This window comes from Bacillus sp. SORGH_AS_0510, from assembly GCF_030818775.1.
In the GTDB taxonomy this organism is placed as follows: domain Bacteria; phylum Bacillota; class Bacilli; order Bacillales; family Cytobacillaceae; genus Neobacillus.
In genome coordinates this window covers 474,303-492,961 of record NZ_JAUTAU010000001.1, presented here as the reverse complement: position 1 = coordinate 492,961, position 18,659 = coordinate 474,303, and the positions used below count along the sequence as shown (strand labels likewise).

Sequence of the window (18,659 nt, the reverse complement as noted above, 5' to 3'; positions counted from 1 at the left end):
TTCTTGTTTTATTTGGAGGCCATTTGCATGACAAGCAAACAGATACAGTTAACATCGGCTGAAATCGCAACCCTCTGGACTTCTTATATGAATAATAGTATGTCCATACAATTTCTAAACTTCTTCTTAAGTACAGTAGAAGATCCTGATGCGAGAAAAATCTGTGAGTTGGGTCATGGGATTGCTACAAAAGTTCTGGCGGAAATTACGGAGTTTTTTCAGCAGGAAGAAATCCCTGTACCTAATGGGTTTTCTCCCAGCGATGTGAATTTGAATGCACCCAAACTCTATACGGATTCCTTTATGATTTTTTACATAAATCATATGTCGAAAGCAGGTATGGCGGGATATAGTGGATTTACCTCGATGTGTGCAAGAAAAGATGTGCGAAAATGCTTTAAAACGGCCCTTATTCTCACTACTGAATTGTTCGATGAAAGCACAGAAGTCTTATTAGAAAAGGGGCTTTTCGTCCGTCCTCCTTACATCGATTATCCCCATCAGAAGGATTTTGTGGATAGCCGGAGCTATTTGAGCGGATTAAACCCTTTTACAAATAAACGCCCTCTGAACACGGTTGAACTCTCGCATTTGTTTATGAATATCCAAAACAACCTGATTGGCGCTAAACTATGTCTTAGTTTTGCTCAATGCTCTCCTCGAAAAGAAGTGCAAAAGCTGATGCTGCAAGGAAAGGATATCTCTGAGAAGCATGTGAGAATCTTTACTTCTACAATGTTAGAGAATAATACACAGCCCCCTATTTCTGCAGATGTTGCCATAACCAATTCCACAGCGGAAGTCTTTTCGGATAAGCTGATGATTTTTCATAATGGATTATTAACCGCTGCTGGAACGGGTAACTACGCAACGGCCGCTGCTGCAAGTCAAAGGACTGATTTAATCGTCAACTATGAACGTCTGTCTCTCGAAATTGCCCAATACGCGAAAGACATTGCCTATTTGATGATTGACCATCAATGGCTCGAACAGCCTCCAGGAACAATGGATAAGGTGAAGTTAGCTCAACATAAGAAGCAAAATTAAGGCATTTTTCAAAAGCAACTAACTAGGATTAGTTGCTTTTTTCATAAAAAATACTTATGACAGTGTTGCAAAAATGGCACGGCTTATCAAAATCATCCATAGAATCACTAGTTCCATATACCCGAAATATAGGATGATAGAATAGTACTTGCAAAGAAATTTTTACCATTTATTAAGTTGGTTTGAAATATACTATAGGTAGTTTCATAGAAAAATTTATGGAAGCGGGAATGCTAATGTTTCAAGCGATTGAAAAAAAGTTCGACAAAACCGTTGATACTGATTCCAAGGTGGACAATGCCTATTTGCTCGTTCACTCGGATTCTCTTAATCTCCATTTGAATTTGGCTCGTGTAAAAATAGGCGACGTACCTGCTACTCCTGAACAGCCCTTCCATACGGCCAGCATCGGAAAAACCTTTACAGCTGTGTTGATTGCGATGTTAGTAGAAAAAGGGAAAATTAGCTACGAGGATCGGGTGGCGACGTTTTTGCCGGCGGAAATGGTTCAAGGCTTGCACGTTTATAAGGGAACCGATTATTCAGAGGATTTAAGTATCTGGCATTTGTTGAGCAATACTTCTGGTTTGCCGGATTATTATGAACTGAAGCCTAAAAAAGGACCTTCATTTCAAGAATTGCTGTTTCATGAGCCTTCCCGATTCTGGACACCGGAGGAGACGATTGAATGGACGAAGCAGCATTTGACCCCTAAGTTCGCACCGGGCAAGGGCTGCCACTATTCGAATACTGGCTTTAATCTGTTAGGGCTGATTATTGAAAAAGTAACCGGGCGGGTGTATCAAGAGGTGCTGCATGAGTACATTTTTGGGCCGCTTGGAATGAAGCATACCTATCTATGCCATTACTCGGAGCCTGCGGTAGCGAGTGATTATCCTGTAGCCACAGTTTATATGAACGATAAGCGAGTCAACGTGACCGAGCATAAGAGCTTCAGCAGTATTTATGCCGGCGGACAAACGGTAAGTACCTCTGAGGACTTGCTTCTTTTCATGAAGGCATTGGTCGGCGGGCAACTGGTTAGCCAAGAGTCCCTGGCTGCCATGCAGAAATGGACAAAAATGTGGCTCGGCGTCGAGTATGGCCTCGGGCTCATGAGGGTGCGAATGCAGCCTTTTACGGAGAAGTACAATGTGTGGGGTCACTTAGGCTCGACGGGGTCGTTTATGCTCTACAATCCTGGCTTCGATGTGTATGTGATCGGGAGTTTTAATCGAACCGGCTATGTGGGAAAAAGCATTCGCTTTGTTTATTCCATTCTGAGGAAGATAGCGAAGGTTGCTAAGAAGTAGGCACTGGCTGAATGTATTTTTCGTCTAGAATTGGTTAGAATCAGCTGTTTGTTGGTGTAAAATTACCCTATTTTAGAGGACTTTGAAATTTATCAGCGATTTTTTGACTGTTATCAGCGAATTAGAGTGGTTTATCAGCGAATTTACAATTTTATCAGCGAATCTGAGCTTTTATCAGCGAATTAAAAAAAGGTAGCAATTCAGCTACCTTTTTTTAATATTAGAAATCAAAGTTATCAGGATCTGGACCGACACGACGGTCTTCGTTCAGGCTGTCGATAGCACCCATATCTTCAGATGTTAACTCGAAATCAAATACTTGTGAGTTTTCGATGATACGGTGTTCTTTGATTGATTTAGGAATCGTCACGACGCCGTTTTGCAGATCCCAGCGCAGGATGACTTGTGCCACAGATTTGTTGTGTTTTTCAGCAATGGTTTGAAGGACTTCATTGTCTAGTAATTGTCCTTGCATTAATGGTGACCATGCTTCAAGTTGAATGCCTTGCTCTTGGCAGAATGCGCGTAATTCTTTTTGCGCTAGACGTGGATGGTATTCCACTTGGTTCACCATCGGCTTGATTTCTGCATCCTTCATGACATCTTCGAGGTGGTGCACATGGAAATTACTTACGCCGATGGCCTTCACGCGGCCTTCTTTGTAAAGTGTTTCTAAGGCTCTCCATGCTTCCTTATATTTACCTGCAACTGGCCAGTGGATCAAGTAAAGGTCCAGGTACTCTAATCCTAATTTCTTTAGGCTTGTTTCGTAAGCTGCAATGGTGGATTCGTAGCCAAGGTCAGCGTTCCACACCTTTGATGTTACGAATAGTTCCTCACGAGCGATTCCTGATTCGCGGATCGCTTGTCCCACGCCTTCTTCGTTTTGATAGATTGCCGCAGTATCGATGCTGCGGTATCCGTTTCTTAGTGCGGCTTTCACAGACTCCACTACCTCAGAGCCCTCTTCCACCTTAAAAACCCCAAGACCAAACCAAGGCATCTTCACGCCATTACTAAGCGTCGTTGTATCCTGTAAACTCTTAACCATACTAAAAAACCTCCTCTAGTTGTAAAAATTGATATCGATGTGCGCTAATGGGGTCAGGCACCACCATGTCCACTGTAGAAATCCAGTTGTCCACGAAGAGTGCCTGACACCCTAATTGTCTACTGCAGAATTACAGGTGTCCACGCATGGTGCCTGACACCCTAACCTCTTGCATTTTACCTTTAGCCTGCTTGTTTTGCAAAGGCTTGGGCTTGTTGGTCTTTCTTTTCGAGACTGCGGCTCACGCCTGTAAGGATGACGGCGCCGAGGACCATTAGGGCTCCAATCCAAGTGGTGTGGATGAGGCCGATGGAGTCGGTGATGGTTCCACCCAAGTAAGAACCGATGGCAATTCCGGCATTAAAGGCCGCGATGTTGATTGCTGAGGCCACGTCGACCGCACTTGGTACAAAACGTTCTGCCAGCATCACGACGTACACTTGTAATCCTGGTACGTTCATAAAGGCAAGCAACCCCATGAAAATAATCGTAATCAGTCCCGCCACTTTAAATGGTGCTGTGAACATAAGGACAAAGAGCACGACCGCTTGAACGATGAACATGTAGAACAAGGATCCAATCGGGTTGCGGTTGGATAGCTTACCTCCAATCATGTTTCCGATGGCAATGGCCACACCGTACGCAAGTAGGATGATAGCAACGGTGCCTTCCTTAAAGCCAGTTATATCTTGTAGTAAAGGTGCTAAATAGGTGAAGACAACAAATGTACCGCCATATCCAAGCGCCGTGATGATGAACATGAGTAACAGACGTCCATTGGTCAGGAGCTTGAACTGGTCACCAAAGCTTGATTTCGTTCCTTTTTTCAAAGAAGAAGGAACGAGCACGCTGTTAGCGATGAGGCCTATGATGCCGATGACTACGATTAGGATAAAAGCGGTTCTCCAACCAAATTGTTGGCCGATAAAGGTGCCGAATGGTACGCCGGTGACGGTTGCGACGGTGAGTCCTGAGAACATGATGCTGATGGCGCTCGCACGGCGGTTGGCCGGTACAAGGTCTGCGGCGATGGTACTGCCGATCGACATGAAAACTCCGTGTGATAATGCTGAGATAACGCGGGCGGTAAGTAACACGCTAATGGTGGTTGCGCTCGCGGCGATGCTGTTGCCGATGATGAAAATAATCATGATCCATAGTAATAAGGTCTTGCGTGACATGCTTGATGTGAGAGATGTTAGGACCGGCGCTCCGAATGTGACGCCGAGTGCGTATAATGATACGGTTAATCCTGCGGTTGTCACAGGAATGTGTAGATCGTTTGAGATCAGCGGCAGTAAGCCGACGCTGATGAATTCGGTTGTCCCGATAGCGAACGCGCTGACTGCTAAGGCGATCAGTGCGAGTGTACTTTGTTTTTGATTTAAAGACATGATGTGTTTCCTCCTTATTTTGTAGGGTTGTATGTGATCTGTAAAAAAGTGTATGATTATTTTCGACCGGCAAGTGTTATTATGGATGATAGATAATCTATTGAGAAGTACGCACTTTAAAGTACGATAGGTACCTATGGGTGCGATAGGCACTTTTTGGTGCCTATGAACGAGGAGGAAAGACTGACGATGGAAAAGAAGAAATATAATATATCGGTGGAAGCAACATTGGAGGTCATCGGCGGGAAATGGAAGAGTGTGATTCTTTGTCATTTAACGCACGGGAAAAAGCGGACGAGTGATTTGAAGCGGCTGATGCCGAATATTACGCAAAAGATGCTGACTCAGCAATTGCGCGAGTTAGAGGCCGATGGGATTATTAATCGGATTGTGTACAATCAGGTGCCGCCAAAGGTTGAGTACGAGCTGAGTGAATACGGCTGGACGCTGCAGGGGATTTTGGATTCGCTGTGTGCCTGGGGTGAAAAGCATATTACCAAGGTGTACGGGGACAAGTTCTCCGTGCTCGAGGAGAATATTTTGAATGAGCCGTTGAAGGAATAAAAGATTTGGGGACAGTCCCCCACTGCTTTAAAGCGGTGGGGGACTGTCCCCATTTTAGTTACTAACTGATAAATTGTTCGAATTCTTCTGCGTGCATGGTTGGGATAAATTCGACGATGTCGTAGGTGGCGATTTCTTTGCTGTAAAACGGATCTTCCTGGATGATGGCTTCGACTTCTTCACGGTTGTTCGCGTTACATAGGATGACCCCACCGACTCTTGGGTTTTGCCTGCCGGAACAGATGAATTTTTGCAAGGAGTAGTATTTTTCTAAGTAGGCTCTGTGCGGCTCTAGTTCTTTTTCTACTTCTTCTAGTGGCTTGATATATTTTAATAGTAAAACAAACATATTAGCATGCTCTCCTCTCTTTTTTTATCAGTATTTCACCACTTCCCCATTGTTTTCCTCTTTTCATATGAAAAATGGGAGCACCGTAGTATGAAGGACATAAAAAAAACAGTTCGCCTCCCCAACCCATTGAGTTGATCAGCAAACCGTTTTTACCCTGTAACATCGGCACTCCGCCCACCTTTTACGACTGAATAAACGGCCGCTCCTTGAGGTGATCCGTGTGCTCTTTCATATGCGCGTAAAACAAGCCGTAGTTTACCCAGCGAATCGGGAACGATAACGTGACCTCGTTTTTCTTGTTGTAAACAAGCACATTCTTTTTGTTATACTCCACCTTTTTGATCTCAGCGATTTCCACCGCGGTCTGCTTCGAGCCATCCACCTTCACAAGTTGCTGGCCGACCACTTGAACTTTTCGTTGTTTATTTTTCGTCAACTCATACAAACAGAGCCCGGCACCAACCACCGTGAGCACCGCCAACACAGGTATCGAATCCTCCCGAAAACCAGTGAATACGGCCTTCACCCAGTGCACAACCGCCAGACCGAGGAAGAACCAGGCCCCACGGCTCAAGCGCGGCGAGCTTTCATAATACACGCTCGTTTCATGTTCCTGCCACTCGGCATCTCTCTTTTTGAAAAAAGCAGCCTTATGCTCTTCGACACTCACTGCATCCCACTCAACAAACTCCGTATAGCTGCCGTCCCAAAGCTCCGCCGTATCGTCGCCGTCCTCAAGCGCATAGCCGCCTGCCCAACCGGCATAGCGAACCCCGTTCTCCACAAAGCTCATCAAATAATAGCGGACCTGTTGGCCGTACATATTTTCCGTTTCGAGCTTATCCATAACCTGGATGTCTTCTGGATAACGAATAACACCCTCTTCCTCCTCCGGCAGGTTGATAATCGTGGAGAAAAACCTTGTTTTCGCTAAATGAGGCTGCTTCCCTTCCTTGATTGGATACAAGTGCTCGAGATTTTTCTCCTTCAACTCCCAATAGACCATTTCTGCCGTTTCAATCTGTTGGGCCGCTGCTGAAAGAGCAGCCGGATGATAGGGGATATTTTTACCGATGCACACCAACAGCGCCTCTGTTTTTATAAAAGGATCGGAGAAATTCATCGCCTGCTCCAGCTCAATCCTTACGTCTTCCGAAAAATAGTATTCCATCAAACTAATAAACAATCGCATCCGCGCGCGGACCGTGAAATAACTCTTCTTCCATGCCGTATACACAAACTTACTGGAAAAATCGGCGTCAAATTTCAAGTATTCTTCTTTTTCCACCCGGTAATCCTTAAGTAGAGCTGGGAGAATGGTCTCCTTTTTATAGCCCTTTTCAAAGCCCGAGGAGTTAAGCGACAAGACCAGATCATACAGCATAAATTTATAATATCTATCACCCAGCTTGTCCAACGTTTTATCAAGGATTCCTTTGATAAGCATTGGATAGGCTGCTAACTCACTGATTGGAATGAGGAAGTTTTCAGTTTGGATTAAATCGACGATTTTTTCCTCAAGGAAATAAAAAATCTCTTCGTCCTCTGTGCCCAGCAAAAACTCAATGGCGCGCTCCTTTGCCTGCAGATCGAACCCGTCGAAATGTTTGAGAAGGCCTTCTATGACTTCCGGCATCGGAAAATCACAGACAAAGTCGATGAGATAATAGGATGGGTTGTCCCAGTTATCCACTCGGTCCGGAAAGCGGGACGCCGCCGTTTTGATTATATCTTTGATCACATCTATTTGAACTTCGAGCCCTTCCTGACGCTTGTATTCGAAAAGCTGGTCAAGAGCCTCGTATCTTTTTTGCGGATTTTCATTTTTAACCTGTTTTAAAATCGAACGCAGCTTTAATTCGATCACGTAATCCCACCCTATCTACAAGTTTATAACTATATCAATTTATTTTATTTCATCCCTATTTTTACCGTCAATTCAAATATCAACCTTTTATGAAAACACTGCTATCCAATGGGGGAAAATTACTATTTTCGCCTTTTTCACTTTCCTATCACAACCAAACCTGTTATTTTTTACTATATATACATTTCAAAGTTCCTTAAAAAAGGAGGAAACCATATGAATGACCTATCTATTGTATCCATTAACGTGCGGACACCGCAGGCGTTTACATATGGAGAGAAAACATTGCTTTCAGCGATTGATAAGAAGCCGGTCCATGGAAAAATCTATCTTTCCACATTGAATTTGGACGGTGACCAGCAGGCTGACCTTCATTTTCATGGCGGTCCTGATAAGGCTGTTTGTGTCTATTCGCATGATCATTATTCGTTTTGGGAAAGCGTGCTCGATACCAAGCTTGAAGTCGGTGCTTTTGGTGAAAATCTAACTGTAACAGGAATCACCGAGGAAGAAGTCTGGATTGGTGATGTCTACGAATTAGGGGAAGCGATCGTGCAGGTTACACAGCCACGACAACCTTGCTTTAAATTAGCAACGAAGCTGAAACAGCCCAAACTGCCGCTCATGGTCCAGCATACAGGCTATACCGGATTTTATTTTCGTGTCTTAAAAGAAGGCACGATTTCGAGTGAGGATTCCTTGAAGCTTCTCGAACGGAATCCCAAAAATGTCAGTATTTCGTATGCCAACAAACTGAAGTATAAAGACAAGACAAATCTGGATGGAATCAAGAAAATGCTGAGTCTTAAAGAGCTTTCGAAGGATTGGACGGAGACCTTCACCAATCGCCTGAAGGAGCTAGAAACATAGACTTAGAAGATTAGGGGAACCCAACATGAATATATTTAAGTTTCACCGGACAATCAAAATTCGATTGGTTGAATCGTTTTTGAGCTCGACCATTGGCGGGATGATTTTTCCGTTTATGGCGATTTATTTATCGCATCATTTTGGAGCGAAGACAGCCGGCTTGCTGCTGCTCGTGAATGTGTTCATAGGCATCGTGATTAACTTTTTCGGCGGTTATTTTTCCGATCAGTTCGGCCGGAAAAAAGTGATTGTGTTTGCTGAGACACTTAGATTCTTTGCCTTTTTTACCATGATGCTAAGTAATTCTCCTTGGTTCTTCTCCCCGATGCTGACGTTTTTCACGATGACGGCGAATAGTATTTGCTGGGGATTGGCGGGGCCTGCCACGCAGGCGATGCTGATTGATGTGAGTAAACCCGAGGAACGGAAAGCGATGTACTCCATCATGTATTGGGCCAACAACCTGTCGATTGCCCTAGGTGGTGTCATCGGAGGATTTCTTTTTAAAAATTACTTATTCGAATTGTTGCTTGCGTTATCCGCTGCGGCGTTACTGACTTGGGTGCTCATCACCTTTTTTATCGAAGAAAGCTATGCGACTGAAAAAACGGAAGGCAAGGCTGTCAGGGAGCACGTGCGCGGAATGATGAACGGCTACAAGGAGGTTTTTCTCGATCGGGTGTTTATCCTATTTGTCTTAGCGGGCCTGCTCGTGTTGTCGATGGAATTCCAGTTGACGAATTATATCGGGATCCGCATGGCGAATGAAATGAGCGAACAGCATCTGTTCGGCTGGAGTTTTGGCGGCATTGAAATGCTCGGATTCCTACGGACGGAAAATACGCTTCTCGTCGTGCTGATGGCATTGGTGGCGACGAAAATTGTAGAGCGGTTTAAGGATCGCCATACCCTGATTGTCAGCTGCATTGTGTTTGTCGTGGGGTATGCAGTGATTTCGTATTCCAATAATATCTGGCTATTGTTTGTCGCGATGCTTGCAGCGACAGTAGCCGAGGTGCTTCGGGTGCCGGTGCAGCAAAATTACATGGCAGAGTTGCCGCCGGAACACGCGCGCAGCTCATATATGGCGGTGTCCGGGTTAACGTTTAATCTCGCGATGCTCATTTGTTCGATCACCGTAACGTTAAGTTCGTTTTTATCCAAGATGGGGACGACGCTTTTTATCAGCAGCATGGGCGTCATCGGCATCCTTCTATTTTACCGGATCGTGCCTGCTTTGGACCAACGGGTTCACGGGGGCGAAGTTGAGTCATCCATGAGGACGGCGAGCCATAATTAATTCATGTAAAAAAAGGAGTCCGGTTTCGTTCGAGCTGGCTCCCTTATTTTAAGGAGGATATTGGGAAGATGTGTTTTGAAAAAAACTGCCCGTTCTGTAACCCGCGTCAAGATCGTGAACAGCATATTGTCTTTGAAAATGAAACCTGTTATTTTTTGCAGCATAATCGCGAGCAGGATGTTTTGGAAGGGTCTGGTGTGATTGTTCCGAAAAAGCACCATGCAAATGCGTTCGAGCTGACAGCAGAAGAGTGGAACGATACGTATGAGCTTTTACAAAAAGCAAAGAACTATCTCGATGATCGGTTCTCCCCGGATGGCTACACCCTGGGCTGGAATGTCGGCGAGGCTTCCAATCAGACAATCTTGCACAGCCATTTACATGTGATTCCGCGGTACAACGATGAACCGTTAGCAGGAAAAGGGCTTCGTTATTGGCTGAAGCAGCAGGGGAATAAGCGGGGTAAATAATCATTTTGTAAAATTTGATACTTTCGGTATGATCGATACCAACTTTAAAGGGAGCTTTCAACCATAACTAGTATTCTGACTGTCTTGGCTGATTTACAAGATACTTTGTCCAAACTTCCCTCGGCTTCTGACAGTGTTTCTTGTTTTCCCACCAACCCTGTCCAAAGTTGCCACGACTTCTGACAATGTTTCTTGTTTTCCCACCAACTCTGTCCAAACTTCCCTCGACTTCTGACAGTGTTTCTTGTTTTCCCACCAACTCTGTCCAAACTTCCCTCGACTTCTGACAATGTTTCTTGTTTTTTCACCAACTCTGTCCAAACTTCCCTCGACTTCTGACAATATTTCTAGTTTTCCCGCCAACTCTGTCCGAACTTCCCTCGACTTCTGACAATGTTTCTTGTTTTTTCACCAACTCTGTCCAAATAGTGGATCTCAATAACAACCATCTATATAAAATAACCATAAAAAAAGAGCTTGGAATTTCCAAGCTCTTTGTATGTTCTACTGTAAAATAACAACTTTAACGGTTCTTCTTCCCCATTGAAGTGCCTGTGCTTTGGTTGGCACGAGGATGTCGATTTTGTGGCCTTTGATGGCACCACCAGTGTCCCCAGCGATTGCCACGCCATATCCTTCTACCCACACCTTACTTCCAAGCGGGATCACGGATGGGTCGACTGCGATTAACTTCATGTTCGGGTTTTCTTTGATATTGTAGCCTAAAGCCGTTACAGAACCAGAATCATAAGGAGTATATGCCGTTGCGGTCACATACATTTCTTTGCCGCTGATTGCGACTCCCGCATCATTGCTTGGTGAGGCGGCTGGCTTTGAAACATGGCGCACTTTTGCTGCAGCTGCTTCTTGGCTAATTTTTGCTTGAATCGACTTCATTTGTGATTCAATGCCGGCTTTTTGCTGTTCGGCAAGCGCCACTTGTTGGGCAATGGCATTATATTTTTCCTGCATTGCAGTTAATGTCTGTTGTCTCTTTTGTAGGTTTTGATCAAGCTCTGCCTGCTGATCGGCAAGGGTTTGACTTTCCTTTTCCAGTGCCTGCTCCTGCTTGTCGATCTCAGCTTTGTCCTTCTCAATCTTTTGAAGGTCCTCTTTTTGAGCCGTCAGGATATCTTTATCTGCATCAATCAGGGTGGATGCAGCGCTCGCACGCTGGATGAAATCAGAGATACTGTCAGATTCGATGAATAGGTTAATCATCAGATTGATATTATTATTCTGCTGCATTGCAACAGCTCTTTGCTTCATAATATCTTTGCGGGCAAGGATTTTATCCTCCAAATGAACGATTTCCTCTTTCTTCGCTTCAATTAATTGATTAGTATCATCGATTTTCTTCTGTGTTTTGGCCATTTCTGCTTTGTTTGCTTCAATGGTATTGTATAAAGACTCTAACTCATGTTGGATATTTTCTATTTCTTTATTAACCGCTTGTTTTTCTTGCTCTTTTTGCTCTACTAATCTAGTTTTTTCGTCTAGCGCTTGTTTAGCATTATGTAGGGCATCGCTATTGGTTTGTGCATATGTAATCATATTCCCTGATACACATAACATCATGGTAAGTAACATGAGAATTATACGCTTAGTTGTCTTTTGCATACACTTCCCCCTCCTTATTACCCTATTTATAACAGATGAATGTACCAGTTATGTTACAAAAATATTAAATGTGTATCACATTTTGTCTTAATTGAGAGGAAAGTGTCAATTCTGTGTCATAACAGAACCAACATTTTACAACAATGGTGAATGGTGTCACTGTAATTTCGTCTTGGGTGTCAGACACCCCTTGTGGACACTTTCCACCTAGAATGGACACTTCCCCTCCATTATTCGTCCTCCAGTTTTCTTTCCGTGGTTAGAACGATTTCTTTGCTCTTTTTTCTTTTCCTGTTTTTATTGTAGGAGATGGTAGTTAGGAAGGTCACTTTGTGTCCTTGTTTGAAGGCAAAGTGATTGATCAAATTGAATACCTCTTCATCCATCAACTGTTTGCTTCCAGCAATAATCTTTATCGTGTTCCGGTCTCTGTCAAAGGTGAGTTGAATATCGGAATCAGAGATTTGAAAAGAATTGTGATTGTCATCTAGTGGCATATGCTGATAGGTACTGCTCGGTGTTCGAACGTTTAACTGATTTGATAGTCGCATCGCATCTAAAAAACTTGGTTTGCCTTTAATAGAACATTCTGGTTTCCTTACTGACCCAATAAAAATTAACCCTACCTTCTCATCCATCAAATACCCCCAAAATTACAATATACGACAGCACCAATTACTATTCGACAATAGTATTATAGTTTCCTTCAATGAACATCCTAAATGAAGCTGAATATTCGACAAATCTGTGAACGACATTCATTAAGACTAAAATCAGTCTATTCCTAACCAACCAAAGAAGCCGCTGACACAATATGTGTTCAGCGGCTTCTATTAAAAAAACAGGGGGGTTTTTCAATTAGTGTACCCCGCTCACTTCATTTTATACATAAATTTTCATTTCCCCTCCTCTTTCTCCATAAAAAAATTCCGGCAATGATTTGGCCGGAACGGACGGGGATGCTTACGGAGAGGTGTTTGATTTTCTTTAACAACGGTTCCTGTTGCGGGGAATGTGTCAAAAACTCACCAGAAAGCTACTCGTTTTGGGCAAATCTGAGGTGTTGGTGATCAATTGTCATTTTGAATAAATAAAATTGTGGATTCAAAGGTGAAAGGATATTTTTTCAGAAGATTGCTGTGGGGTTCTGGAGTACATTTGGATCGGCATTCTGTCCCTTTGTTCTAACTGTTGCTCCCTGATGAGCCATTCCAGTTGACTGACCCGTTTTTCCAAGTTGGCGATCTTTTGATTCGATTTTCCAACCATTTTAATTAAGGTTTCAAGTAATTGTTCGAGGTTCTTTGCTGCTTCGCTGCTAAAATCCAACGCCTACTTCCTCCTTTTTCTGTTCCGTCACCACATCATGAGGCTTGGCACTTAAGAAACGAATCGTCTCCACCACTACCTCAGTGACGTACACCCTTTTTCCCTCTTTATTATCGTAATGTCGAGTCTGCAGCCTGCCTGTAATGCCCACCACGGATCCCTTTCGGCAATATTGACACGTATTTTCGGCAGCCTTTCGCCACAGGGCGCATTGCACGAAATCCGCCTCAATCTCACCGTTTTGGTTTCGAAAATGCCGGCTTACCGCCAATGTGACATGTGCGACTGAGTTTCCTTCAGGCGTCTTTTTCAGCTCGGGGTCCTTAGTCAATCGGCCGACGAGCGTGACCTGGTTAATCATGTTTTCCTCTCCTTCCTGTTTGATGGCTCCATCATAAACCTGGCAGCTATCTCTTGTAAAATCATCTAAATTCATTTATCTAGGTCCTTTATCCTAGAAAAAGGCGCTATCCCCCCTGTTTGTGTCAAAATCTAGCTGTCAGGATTCTCCATCATTCGACTTTGGCCATCGTGGCCAATATTTTTCGACATTTGTTTCTGGGCTACATATGTTATAATTTAGAAAAAGATATCTGGAGGTTGCGATGAAATCTTTTAAGTTATACTCATTGGACGTTGTGGATGGTGAAGCTTCCGTAGAAGTTCCGTTAGAAGACGGCTTGATTCTTAATAAAGAAGATGAGCGCTCCACCTGGCTGCTTGAGGCGTACACAGATTTATCCCTCTATGACTATTTTCAACCTATCTTCGATCACAGCCGTGAATTGATTCTCGAAGCCGTGATCACCAAGAAGGAGAACACACCCGCTTATTTTCAAACAAAGATTGTCTCATTGAAAAAATTCGAAAAGCATATCAGCGTTTTGTTTGAAGGCCATCTTCGCCGTAATAAAAGTGATTACTCTGAGCTCTTGCTCGACAGCCTGATGCAAAAGGGGCTGGAAGGTCCTGAACTTCTGAAGGAATTTAAGGAGAAAATGAAGAGTAAACCGAAGATAAAAGTAAAAAACCCTTAACCCTTTAACTTTGACCAGTCTACGGACTGGTTTTTTATATTTCTATAATGCTAACATTAACATTTTTGTTGATTTTTTCCGTTTGCCTAGGGATACTTAAAGGGAAAGTCTTATTAGAATTATAGAGGGGGGAAAGTTATGTCAGCGACACTTAGTTTTCTTGTTGAAATTATTATCGCTATTTTCTTATTTGTGGATGCGCCGAAACATAATAAGAGCCGGTGGCTTTGGGCTATTTTAGGCTTTTTCTTCGGTCCGTTTGCGTTAGGGATCTACCTTATCAAAACTGGGCGAAAAGTACTCGGCTGGATTATCGTCGTCATCGTCGGACTCCTTTACCTGGCCTTCATCGTCTTATTTGTTCTTATGGCAGTCCTATTTGCCAACGGTGGATTTGCTCCTTGATGATGACTTTGGTGGTGTCACATTAGTGGTGTCAGGCACCACTCGTGGACAACTGTCCACCTAGAGTGGACAAGTGGGTTAGATTCAAATATTGAGGAAAGGACAGGCGCTGTTGCCTGTCCTTTTTTCATTATTCGTCTTTGTTGTCTCTGTCGTTGACGTCAATATCATCCTCGATGATATCTTCTTGCGGGGTATTGTTATCTTTACCCGGATCTTTATCGTGCGGTGTATTCTTATCTTCAGATTCCGGATAATGGTTACGGTCTATGATGTTGTCATCGATTACATCGTTCGTATCGTTAGGTGTTAAATCATTATTCATACGGTTATCTGTCGGTGTATTGATATTGTTATTTGTCGGCGCCGGTGGATTTCGATCATCATTGTTACAACCCGCTAACAACACAGCCGATAATACAGAACCCGTAAGCAGCATAAATAACTTCTTCTTCAAGCGTAAAAGCCCCTTTCACCAATAAGTTTTGACCTGTACTTGCAATGGTCTGTTTTTATCTTCCCCATTGGTAAAAAAAAGATGGCTTGAAGTTTTTAACAGCAATACCCCACAAACTATTGAGCCAATCTAAAAACGACCAAGAGCCCAGGCTCCCAGTCGTACTGTACAAATCCTATTCCTTTTTCTCGCCCAAAGCAAAAGTAATTTCTGCTTCGCATGCAACCTCGCCGTCAACCGTTGCAACAGCCTTTCCTTTTCCGATTGGTCCGCGCAGACGAATGATTTCTACCTCTAAGCGAAGTTGGTCGCCAGGCTTAACTTGCTTTTTAAAGCGGCAGCCGTCAATTCCTGCAAAAAAAGCTAAACGTCCGCGGTTTTCTTCCTTTTTTAACATAGCCACTGCGCCAACCTGTGCCAATGCTTCAACGATAAGTACGCCTGGCATTACAGGGTAATCAGGAAAATGCCCATTGAAAAACTCTTCGTTCGCTGAAACATTTTTAATACCAACAGCTCTTACGCCCTCTTCCACTTCTAGGATGCGATCGACAAGCAAGAATGGATAACGGTGTGGGATGATTTCTTTGATTTGTTCGATATCAAGCATTGAATTAGTACCTCCTACTAGTAACAACTATTATTATTCTCTATTCTACTAGAAAAGATACAGAAAAGGGAAGGGATTTCGATCCCTTCCCCACCGATTTATTTATTTCTTGGCCCTGCTGCTTGTCTGTTGATCTCCGCTCCAATCAACAGGGTTGATAAATCAACTCTGTTCTTTTATAAAGCCTATTTCTTATCCACTAAATCCTGAATATGTGTCCAAGTCGATCCTTTAAAAATATCTGCAACTTTTCCGCCGCCAAGCATACCGTAGCCAACCGCAGCTCCAGCCATTAAGCTGACAAATGTGAACACCACTAAGAGAAGCAGACGAAGCCAAATTGGAATCAGACGAATGCGAATGCGTTTATGGGCATGCGGTGCGGCCTCCATTTTTTCACTAGCACGTTCCTCGCTCGCAGTGTCTTTTTTCAACTTGAACTTTTTCTTCTCTTCTTTGGCTCTGAGCTTTTCCGCTTTCACTTTTTGTTGTTCTTCATATTTAGCTTGTTTGTATTCTTCTCTTGTCTTGGCTTGATTGTTTACAGACATTCACTAATTCCCCTTTAACCGGACTGCCCCATGGGCCCTGTGAGTTATACATATTATAACCAACTTTTTTAAAATCGGTAACTTGATTTCTTTTATAAAGGTCCTTTTAAATTGTCTGTTGATTTCCGCTCCAGGCACGAGCGGTTCGTGGGTGTTTCGGCGAGCCTCCTCGGAGGAACGCGCTTGCGGGGTCTCCCCTGAACCATACTCCCACAGGAGTCTTCGTGCCTTCCGCTCCAATCAACAGAGTTTAAAAATCCACACTGTTCTTTAAAAAATTCCTATTAAAAACCCTATCGCAAGCTTTTGAAAAATTTTCACTACTTCTCTATTATAAAAAATTATTCAGCGTTGCACATTAATTTTTTGCAAAAAAAGTCAATTGATGTAAAAAAACCGGAAATTCCGCGGTTTCCGCCCAAATAAAAAAGTCCAATGACTGCGGCTTGTCCAGCCTGCTTCATTAGACTTTTCATCGATTGTTCGGGACTATTTCACCATTTGTTAGATGTCATACCACCACGAACAATAAAAACTCTTATCCTAACTTACGATTAGGAATGCGGTCGATGTTATCAAGCATGATACCTGTTCCGATCGCTACACAATCCATTGGATTTTCAGCTACAAGGACTGGAACCTTCAACTCGTCAGCAAGCAACATGTCGATTCCGTGCAGCAATGCGCCACCGCCGGTTAAAATCACGCCACGGTCAATGATATCCGCTGACAATTCTGGTGGAGTGCGTTCAAGAACACTCTTCGCCGCTTGAACAATGACAGCAACCGATTCACGAAGCGCAGATTCAATTTCTTCCGAACGAACCGTAATTGTGCGCGGTAAACCACTCACCATGTCACGGCCGCGAATTTCCATTTCCTCTGAACGAGAACCTTGGAACACTGTGCCGATGTTGATTTTAATATTTTCAGCCGTACGCTCACCAATCAAAAGCTTGTACTCGCGCTTGATGTAGTTGAGGATCTCCATGTCAAACTTGTCGCCGGCCATTTTAATGGAGGAAGAAGTCACGATATCGCCCATAGAAAGAACAGCAACATCCGTCGTTCCTCCCCCGATGTCCACTACCATATTACCGCTTGGTTGGAAAATATCCATCCCAGCACCGATTGCTGCTACCTTTGGCTCTTCTTCAAGATAAATCTTTTTCCCGCCGCTCTTTTCAGCTGCTTCCCTGATAGCCTTTTGCTCCACACTTGTGATGTTCGTTGGACAGCAGATCAGAATGCGCGGCTTCGATAAAAAGCCCTTCACGTTTAACTTATTAATAAAATGCTTTAACATTGCTTCAGTTACATCAAAATCAGCGATAACCCCATCCTTCAACGGACGAATCGCAACGATGTTTCCTGGTGTACGGCCCACCATGCGGCGTGCTTCTTCACCAACAGCAAGAACTTTATTTGTATTTTTATCAATTGCTACAACAGATGGCTCATTCAATACAATTCCACGGCCTTTTACGTGAATCAGCACGTTAGCCGTTCCTAAGTCAATCCCAATATCCCTTGCAAACATTCTCTTTTCTTTCCTCCTCAAAGCGGAATTCCACATGCATTTCCTAATTTTCTATTGTATCATAACCCTTAAAATTTCCATAACGTTTTAATTAAATTACGTTGAATTTTGAAGAATTATGTCGGAAATGATTTCTTGACGGAATATTCCTTGAGAAGGTCTTTCAGATTCCACGGAAAACCCCATCTACCTCTCTAGTGCTGATGCTGATACTGCGGCTTATTTGACAGCCTCGCCTTCCTTTTCTTCTTTTTGATACTTCATCTTAGTTGCTTCCCCACCGCGAAGGTGCCGGATCGATTTATGATAATCTAGGATTTCTTTTACCTCATTTGCCAGCTCTGGATTAATTTCAGGAAGTCTCTCTGTCAAATCCTTATGGACTGTACTTTTGGATACGCCAAACTCCTTCGCAATCACGCGAACCGTTTTCCTCGTCTCCACGATATACTTTCCAATCTTGATAGTTCTCTCTTTGATGTAATCGTGCACACTCTCGCCCTCCCTAATATGGATGTGAGTAGTGTGAAATGAGACCCGCTTATCACTTCGACGAATTCTGCTTCCATGTGGTTTGGTGTCAGTACGGTGTCAGGCACCAAAGAAAGACATTTGTCCGTGTGAAGTGGACATTTTCTTTTCAGATGCTGCTCCATACGTACCGAGTACCACACGCAGAAAGTAATCTACCTTTCTGACAATACAATGAATAATCATGTCCCCGACTGAATATCCGCTAACTTCAAACGACTCGTCACCTCAAACACTCTCTTTGTAAAGGTTTGTAACCATTTTATTAGCTTGGATACGGGTTTATGCACAAAATACTCAAACGGGACAAGGCTTCGCGGGAAGTTTTTTGAAAATTGGACAATTTAACAC

At 43.4% G+C, this 18,659-nt stretch carries 21 protein-coding genes; 8 read left to right on the top strand and 13 right to left on the bottom strand.

Going from position 1 to position 18,659, the window contains the following annotated elements:
- Positions 1 to 27: 27 nt before the first annotated feature.
- Together QE429_RS02575 and QE429_RS02570 are read left to right on the top strand one after the other, a co-directional pair.
- Positions 28 to 1,047: a DUF3231 family protein gene (locus QE429_RS02575; protein ID WP_307283679.1), complete on the top strand. Its 1,020-nt coding sequence runs from the start codon at positions 28 to 30 to the stop codon at positions 1,045 to 1,047.
- 236 nt (positions 1,048 to 1,283) lie between these two features.
- Complete coding sequence (locus QE429_RS02570; protein ID WP_307283676.1) at positions 1,284 to 2,360, top strand: serine hydrolase domain-containing protein; 1,077 nt, start codon at positions 1,284 to 1,286, stop codon at positions 2,358 to 2,360.
- Between the two features lie 220 nt (positions 2,361 to 2,580).
- Here the strand turns inward: QE429_RS02570 and QE429_RS02565 are convergent, their stop codons facing one another.
- Both QE429_RS02565 and QE429_RS02560 read right to left on the bottom strand, forming a co-directional pair.
- A complete protein-coding gene (locus QE429_RS02565; RefSeq protein ID WP_307283674.1) occupies positions 2,581 to 3,411 on the bottom strand; it encodes an aldo/keto reductase in 831 nt (276 codons plus the stop codon).
- 182 nt (positions 3,412 to 3,593) lie between these two features.
- Complete coding sequence (locus tag QE429_RS02560; protein ID WP_307283672.1) at positions 3,594 to 4,805, bottom strand: MFS transporter; 1,212 nt, start codon at positions 4,803 to 4,805, stop codon at positions 3,594 to 3,596.
- Positions 4,806 to 4,994: 189 nt separating this feature from the next.
- Between QE429_RS02560 and QE429_RS02555 the strand changes: the two genes are divergently transcribed.
- On the top strand, positions 4,995 to 5,369 hold the full coding sequence (locus QE429_RS02555; protein WP_307283669.1) for a winged helix-turn-helix transcriptional regulator: 375 nt from the start codon (positions 4,995 to 4,997) through the stop codon (positions 5,367 to 5,369).
- Positions 5,370 to 5,430: 61 nt separating this feature from the next.
- On the opposite strand, the gene QE429_RS02550 is transcribed toward QE429_RS02555, so the two are convergent.
- Complete coding sequence (locus tag QE429_RS02550; protein WP_307283667.1) at positions 5,431 to 5,718, bottom strand: YciI family protein; 288 nt, start codon at positions 5,716 to 5,718, stop codon at positions 5,431 to 5,433.
- Between the two features lie 184 nt (positions 5,719 to 5,902).
- Positions 5,903 to 7,588 (bottom strand): hypothetical protein, encoded by a 1,686-nt coding sequence (locus QE429_RS02545; RefSeq protein WP_307283664.1) that lies wholly within the window; start codon positions 7,586 to 7,588, stop codon positions 5,903 to 5,905.
- Between the two features lie 216 nt (positions 7,589 to 7,804).
- Between QE429_RS02545 and QE429_RS02540 the strand changes: the two genes are divergently transcribed.
- The 3 genes from QE429_RS02540 (at position 7,805) to QE429_RS02530 (ending at position 10,228) form a co-directional block, all read left to right on the top strand.
- Positions 7,805 to 8,458 (top strand): MOSC domain-containing protein, encoded by a 654-nt coding sequence (locus QE429_RS02540; protein ID WP_307283663.1) that lies wholly within the window; start codon positions 7,805 to 7,807, stop codon positions 8,456 to 8,458.
- A gap of 25 nt (positions 8,459 to 8,483) precedes the next feature.
- The gene (locus tag QE429_RS02535) at positions 8,484 to 9,758 is read left to right on the top strand and encodes an MDR family MFS transporter (RefSeq protein ID WP_307283660.1); all 1,275 of its coding nucleotides are present in this window, start codon (positions 8,484 to 8,486) and stop codon (positions 9,756 to 9,758) included.
- Between the two features lie 68 nt (positions 9,759 to 9,826).
- Positions 9,827 to 10,228, top strand: a complete 402-nt coding sequence (locus QE429_RS02530) for an HIT family protein (protein ID WP_307283658.1) — start codon at positions 9,827 to 9,829, stop codon at positions 10,226 to 10,228.
- Between the two features lie 504 nt (positions 10,229 to 10,732).
- On the opposite strand, the gene QE429_RS02525 is transcribed toward QE429_RS02530, so the two are convergent.
- The 4 genes from QE429_RS02525 to ssb form a co-directional block, all read right to left on the bottom strand.
- A complete protein-coding gene (locus tag QE429_RS02525) occupies positions 10,733 to 11,848 on the bottom strand; it encodes a 3D domain-containing protein (protein ID WP_307283655.1) in 1,116 nt (371 codons plus the stop codon).
- 230 nt (positions 11,849 to 12,078) lie between these two features.
- Positions 12,079 to 12,486 carry a hypothetical protein gene (locus QE429_RS02520; protein ID WP_307283652.1) on the bottom strand — a complete coding sequence of 136 codons (408 nt, stop codon included), beginning with the start codon at positions 12,484 to 12,486 and terminating at the stop codon, positions 12,079 to 12,081.
- A gap of 466 nt (positions 12,487 to 12,952) precedes the next feature.
- Complete coding sequence (locus QE429_RS02515) at positions 12,953 to 13,177, bottom strand: hypothetical protein (protein ID WP_307283650.1); 225 nt, start codon at positions 13,175 to 13,177, stop codon at positions 12,953 to 12,955.
- Entirely contained in the window at positions 13,167 to 13,538 is a 372-nt protein-coding gene (ssb, locus tag QE429_RS02510) for a single-stranded DNA-binding protein (protein WP_307290713.1), read from the bottom strand. The genes QE429_RS02515 and ssb overlap by 11 nt, the downstream gene beginning before the upstream one ends.
- A gap of 244 nt (positions 13,539 to 13,782) precedes the next feature.
- Between ssb and QE429_RS02505 the strand changes: the two genes are divergently transcribed.
- Positions 13,783 to 14,214, top strand: a complete 432-nt coding sequence (locus QE429_RS02505) for a YwpF-like family protein (protein WP_307283647.1) — start codon at positions 13,783 to 13,785, stop codon at positions 14,212 to 14,214.
- Between the two features lie 138 nt (positions 14,215 to 14,352).
- Positions 14,353 to 14,619, top strand: coding sequence for a hypothetical protein (locus QE429_RS02500; RefSeq protein WP_307283644.1), 267 nt, complete (start codon positions 14,353 to 14,355; stop codon positions 14,617 to 14,619).
- 130 nt (positions 14,620 to 14,749) lie between these two features.
- On the opposite strand, the gene QE429_RS02495 is transcribed toward QE429_RS02500, so the two are convergent.
- The 5 genes from QE429_RS02495 to spoIIID form a co-directional block, all read right to left on the bottom strand.
- Positions 14,750 to 15,076, bottom strand: coding sequence for a hypothetical protein (locus QE429_RS02495; protein WP_307283640.1), 327 nt, complete (start codon positions 15,074 to 15,076; stop codon positions 14,750 to 14,752).
- Positions 15,077 to 15,251: 175 nt separating this feature from the next.
- Positions 15,252 to 15,686 (bottom strand): 3-hydroxyacyl-ACP dehydratase FabZ, encoded by a 435-nt coding sequence (gene fabZ / locus QE429_RS02490; RefSeq protein WP_307283638.1) that lies wholly within the window; start codon positions 15,684 to 15,686, stop codon positions 15,252 to 15,254.
- Between the two features lie 185 nt (positions 15,687 to 15,871).
- Positions 15,872 to 16,237, bottom strand: a complete 366-nt coding sequence (locus QE429_RS02485) for a DNA-directed RNA polymerase subunit beta (RefSeq protein ID WP_307283636.1) — start codon at positions 16,235 to 16,237, stop codon at positions 15,872 to 15,874.
- A 538-nt stretch (positions 16,238 to 16,775) separates the two neighbouring features.
- The gene (mreB, locus tag QE429_RS02480) at positions 16,776 to 17,777 is read right to left on the bottom strand and encodes a rod shape-determining protein (RefSeq protein ID WP_307283633.1); all 1,002 of its coding nucleotides are present in this window, start codon (positions 17,775 to 17,777) and stop codon (positions 16,776 to 16,778) included.
- Between the two features lie 219 nt (positions 17,778 to 17,996).
- The gene (gene spoIIID / locus QE429_RS02475) at positions 17,997 to 18,269 is read right to left on the bottom strand and encodes a sporulation transcriptional regulator SpoIIID (protein ID WP_007086083.1); all 273 of its coding nucleotides are present in this window, start codon (positions 18,267 to 18,269) and stop codon (positions 17,997 to 17,999) included.
- Between the last annotated feature and the right edge of the window lie 390 nt (positions 18,270 to 18,659).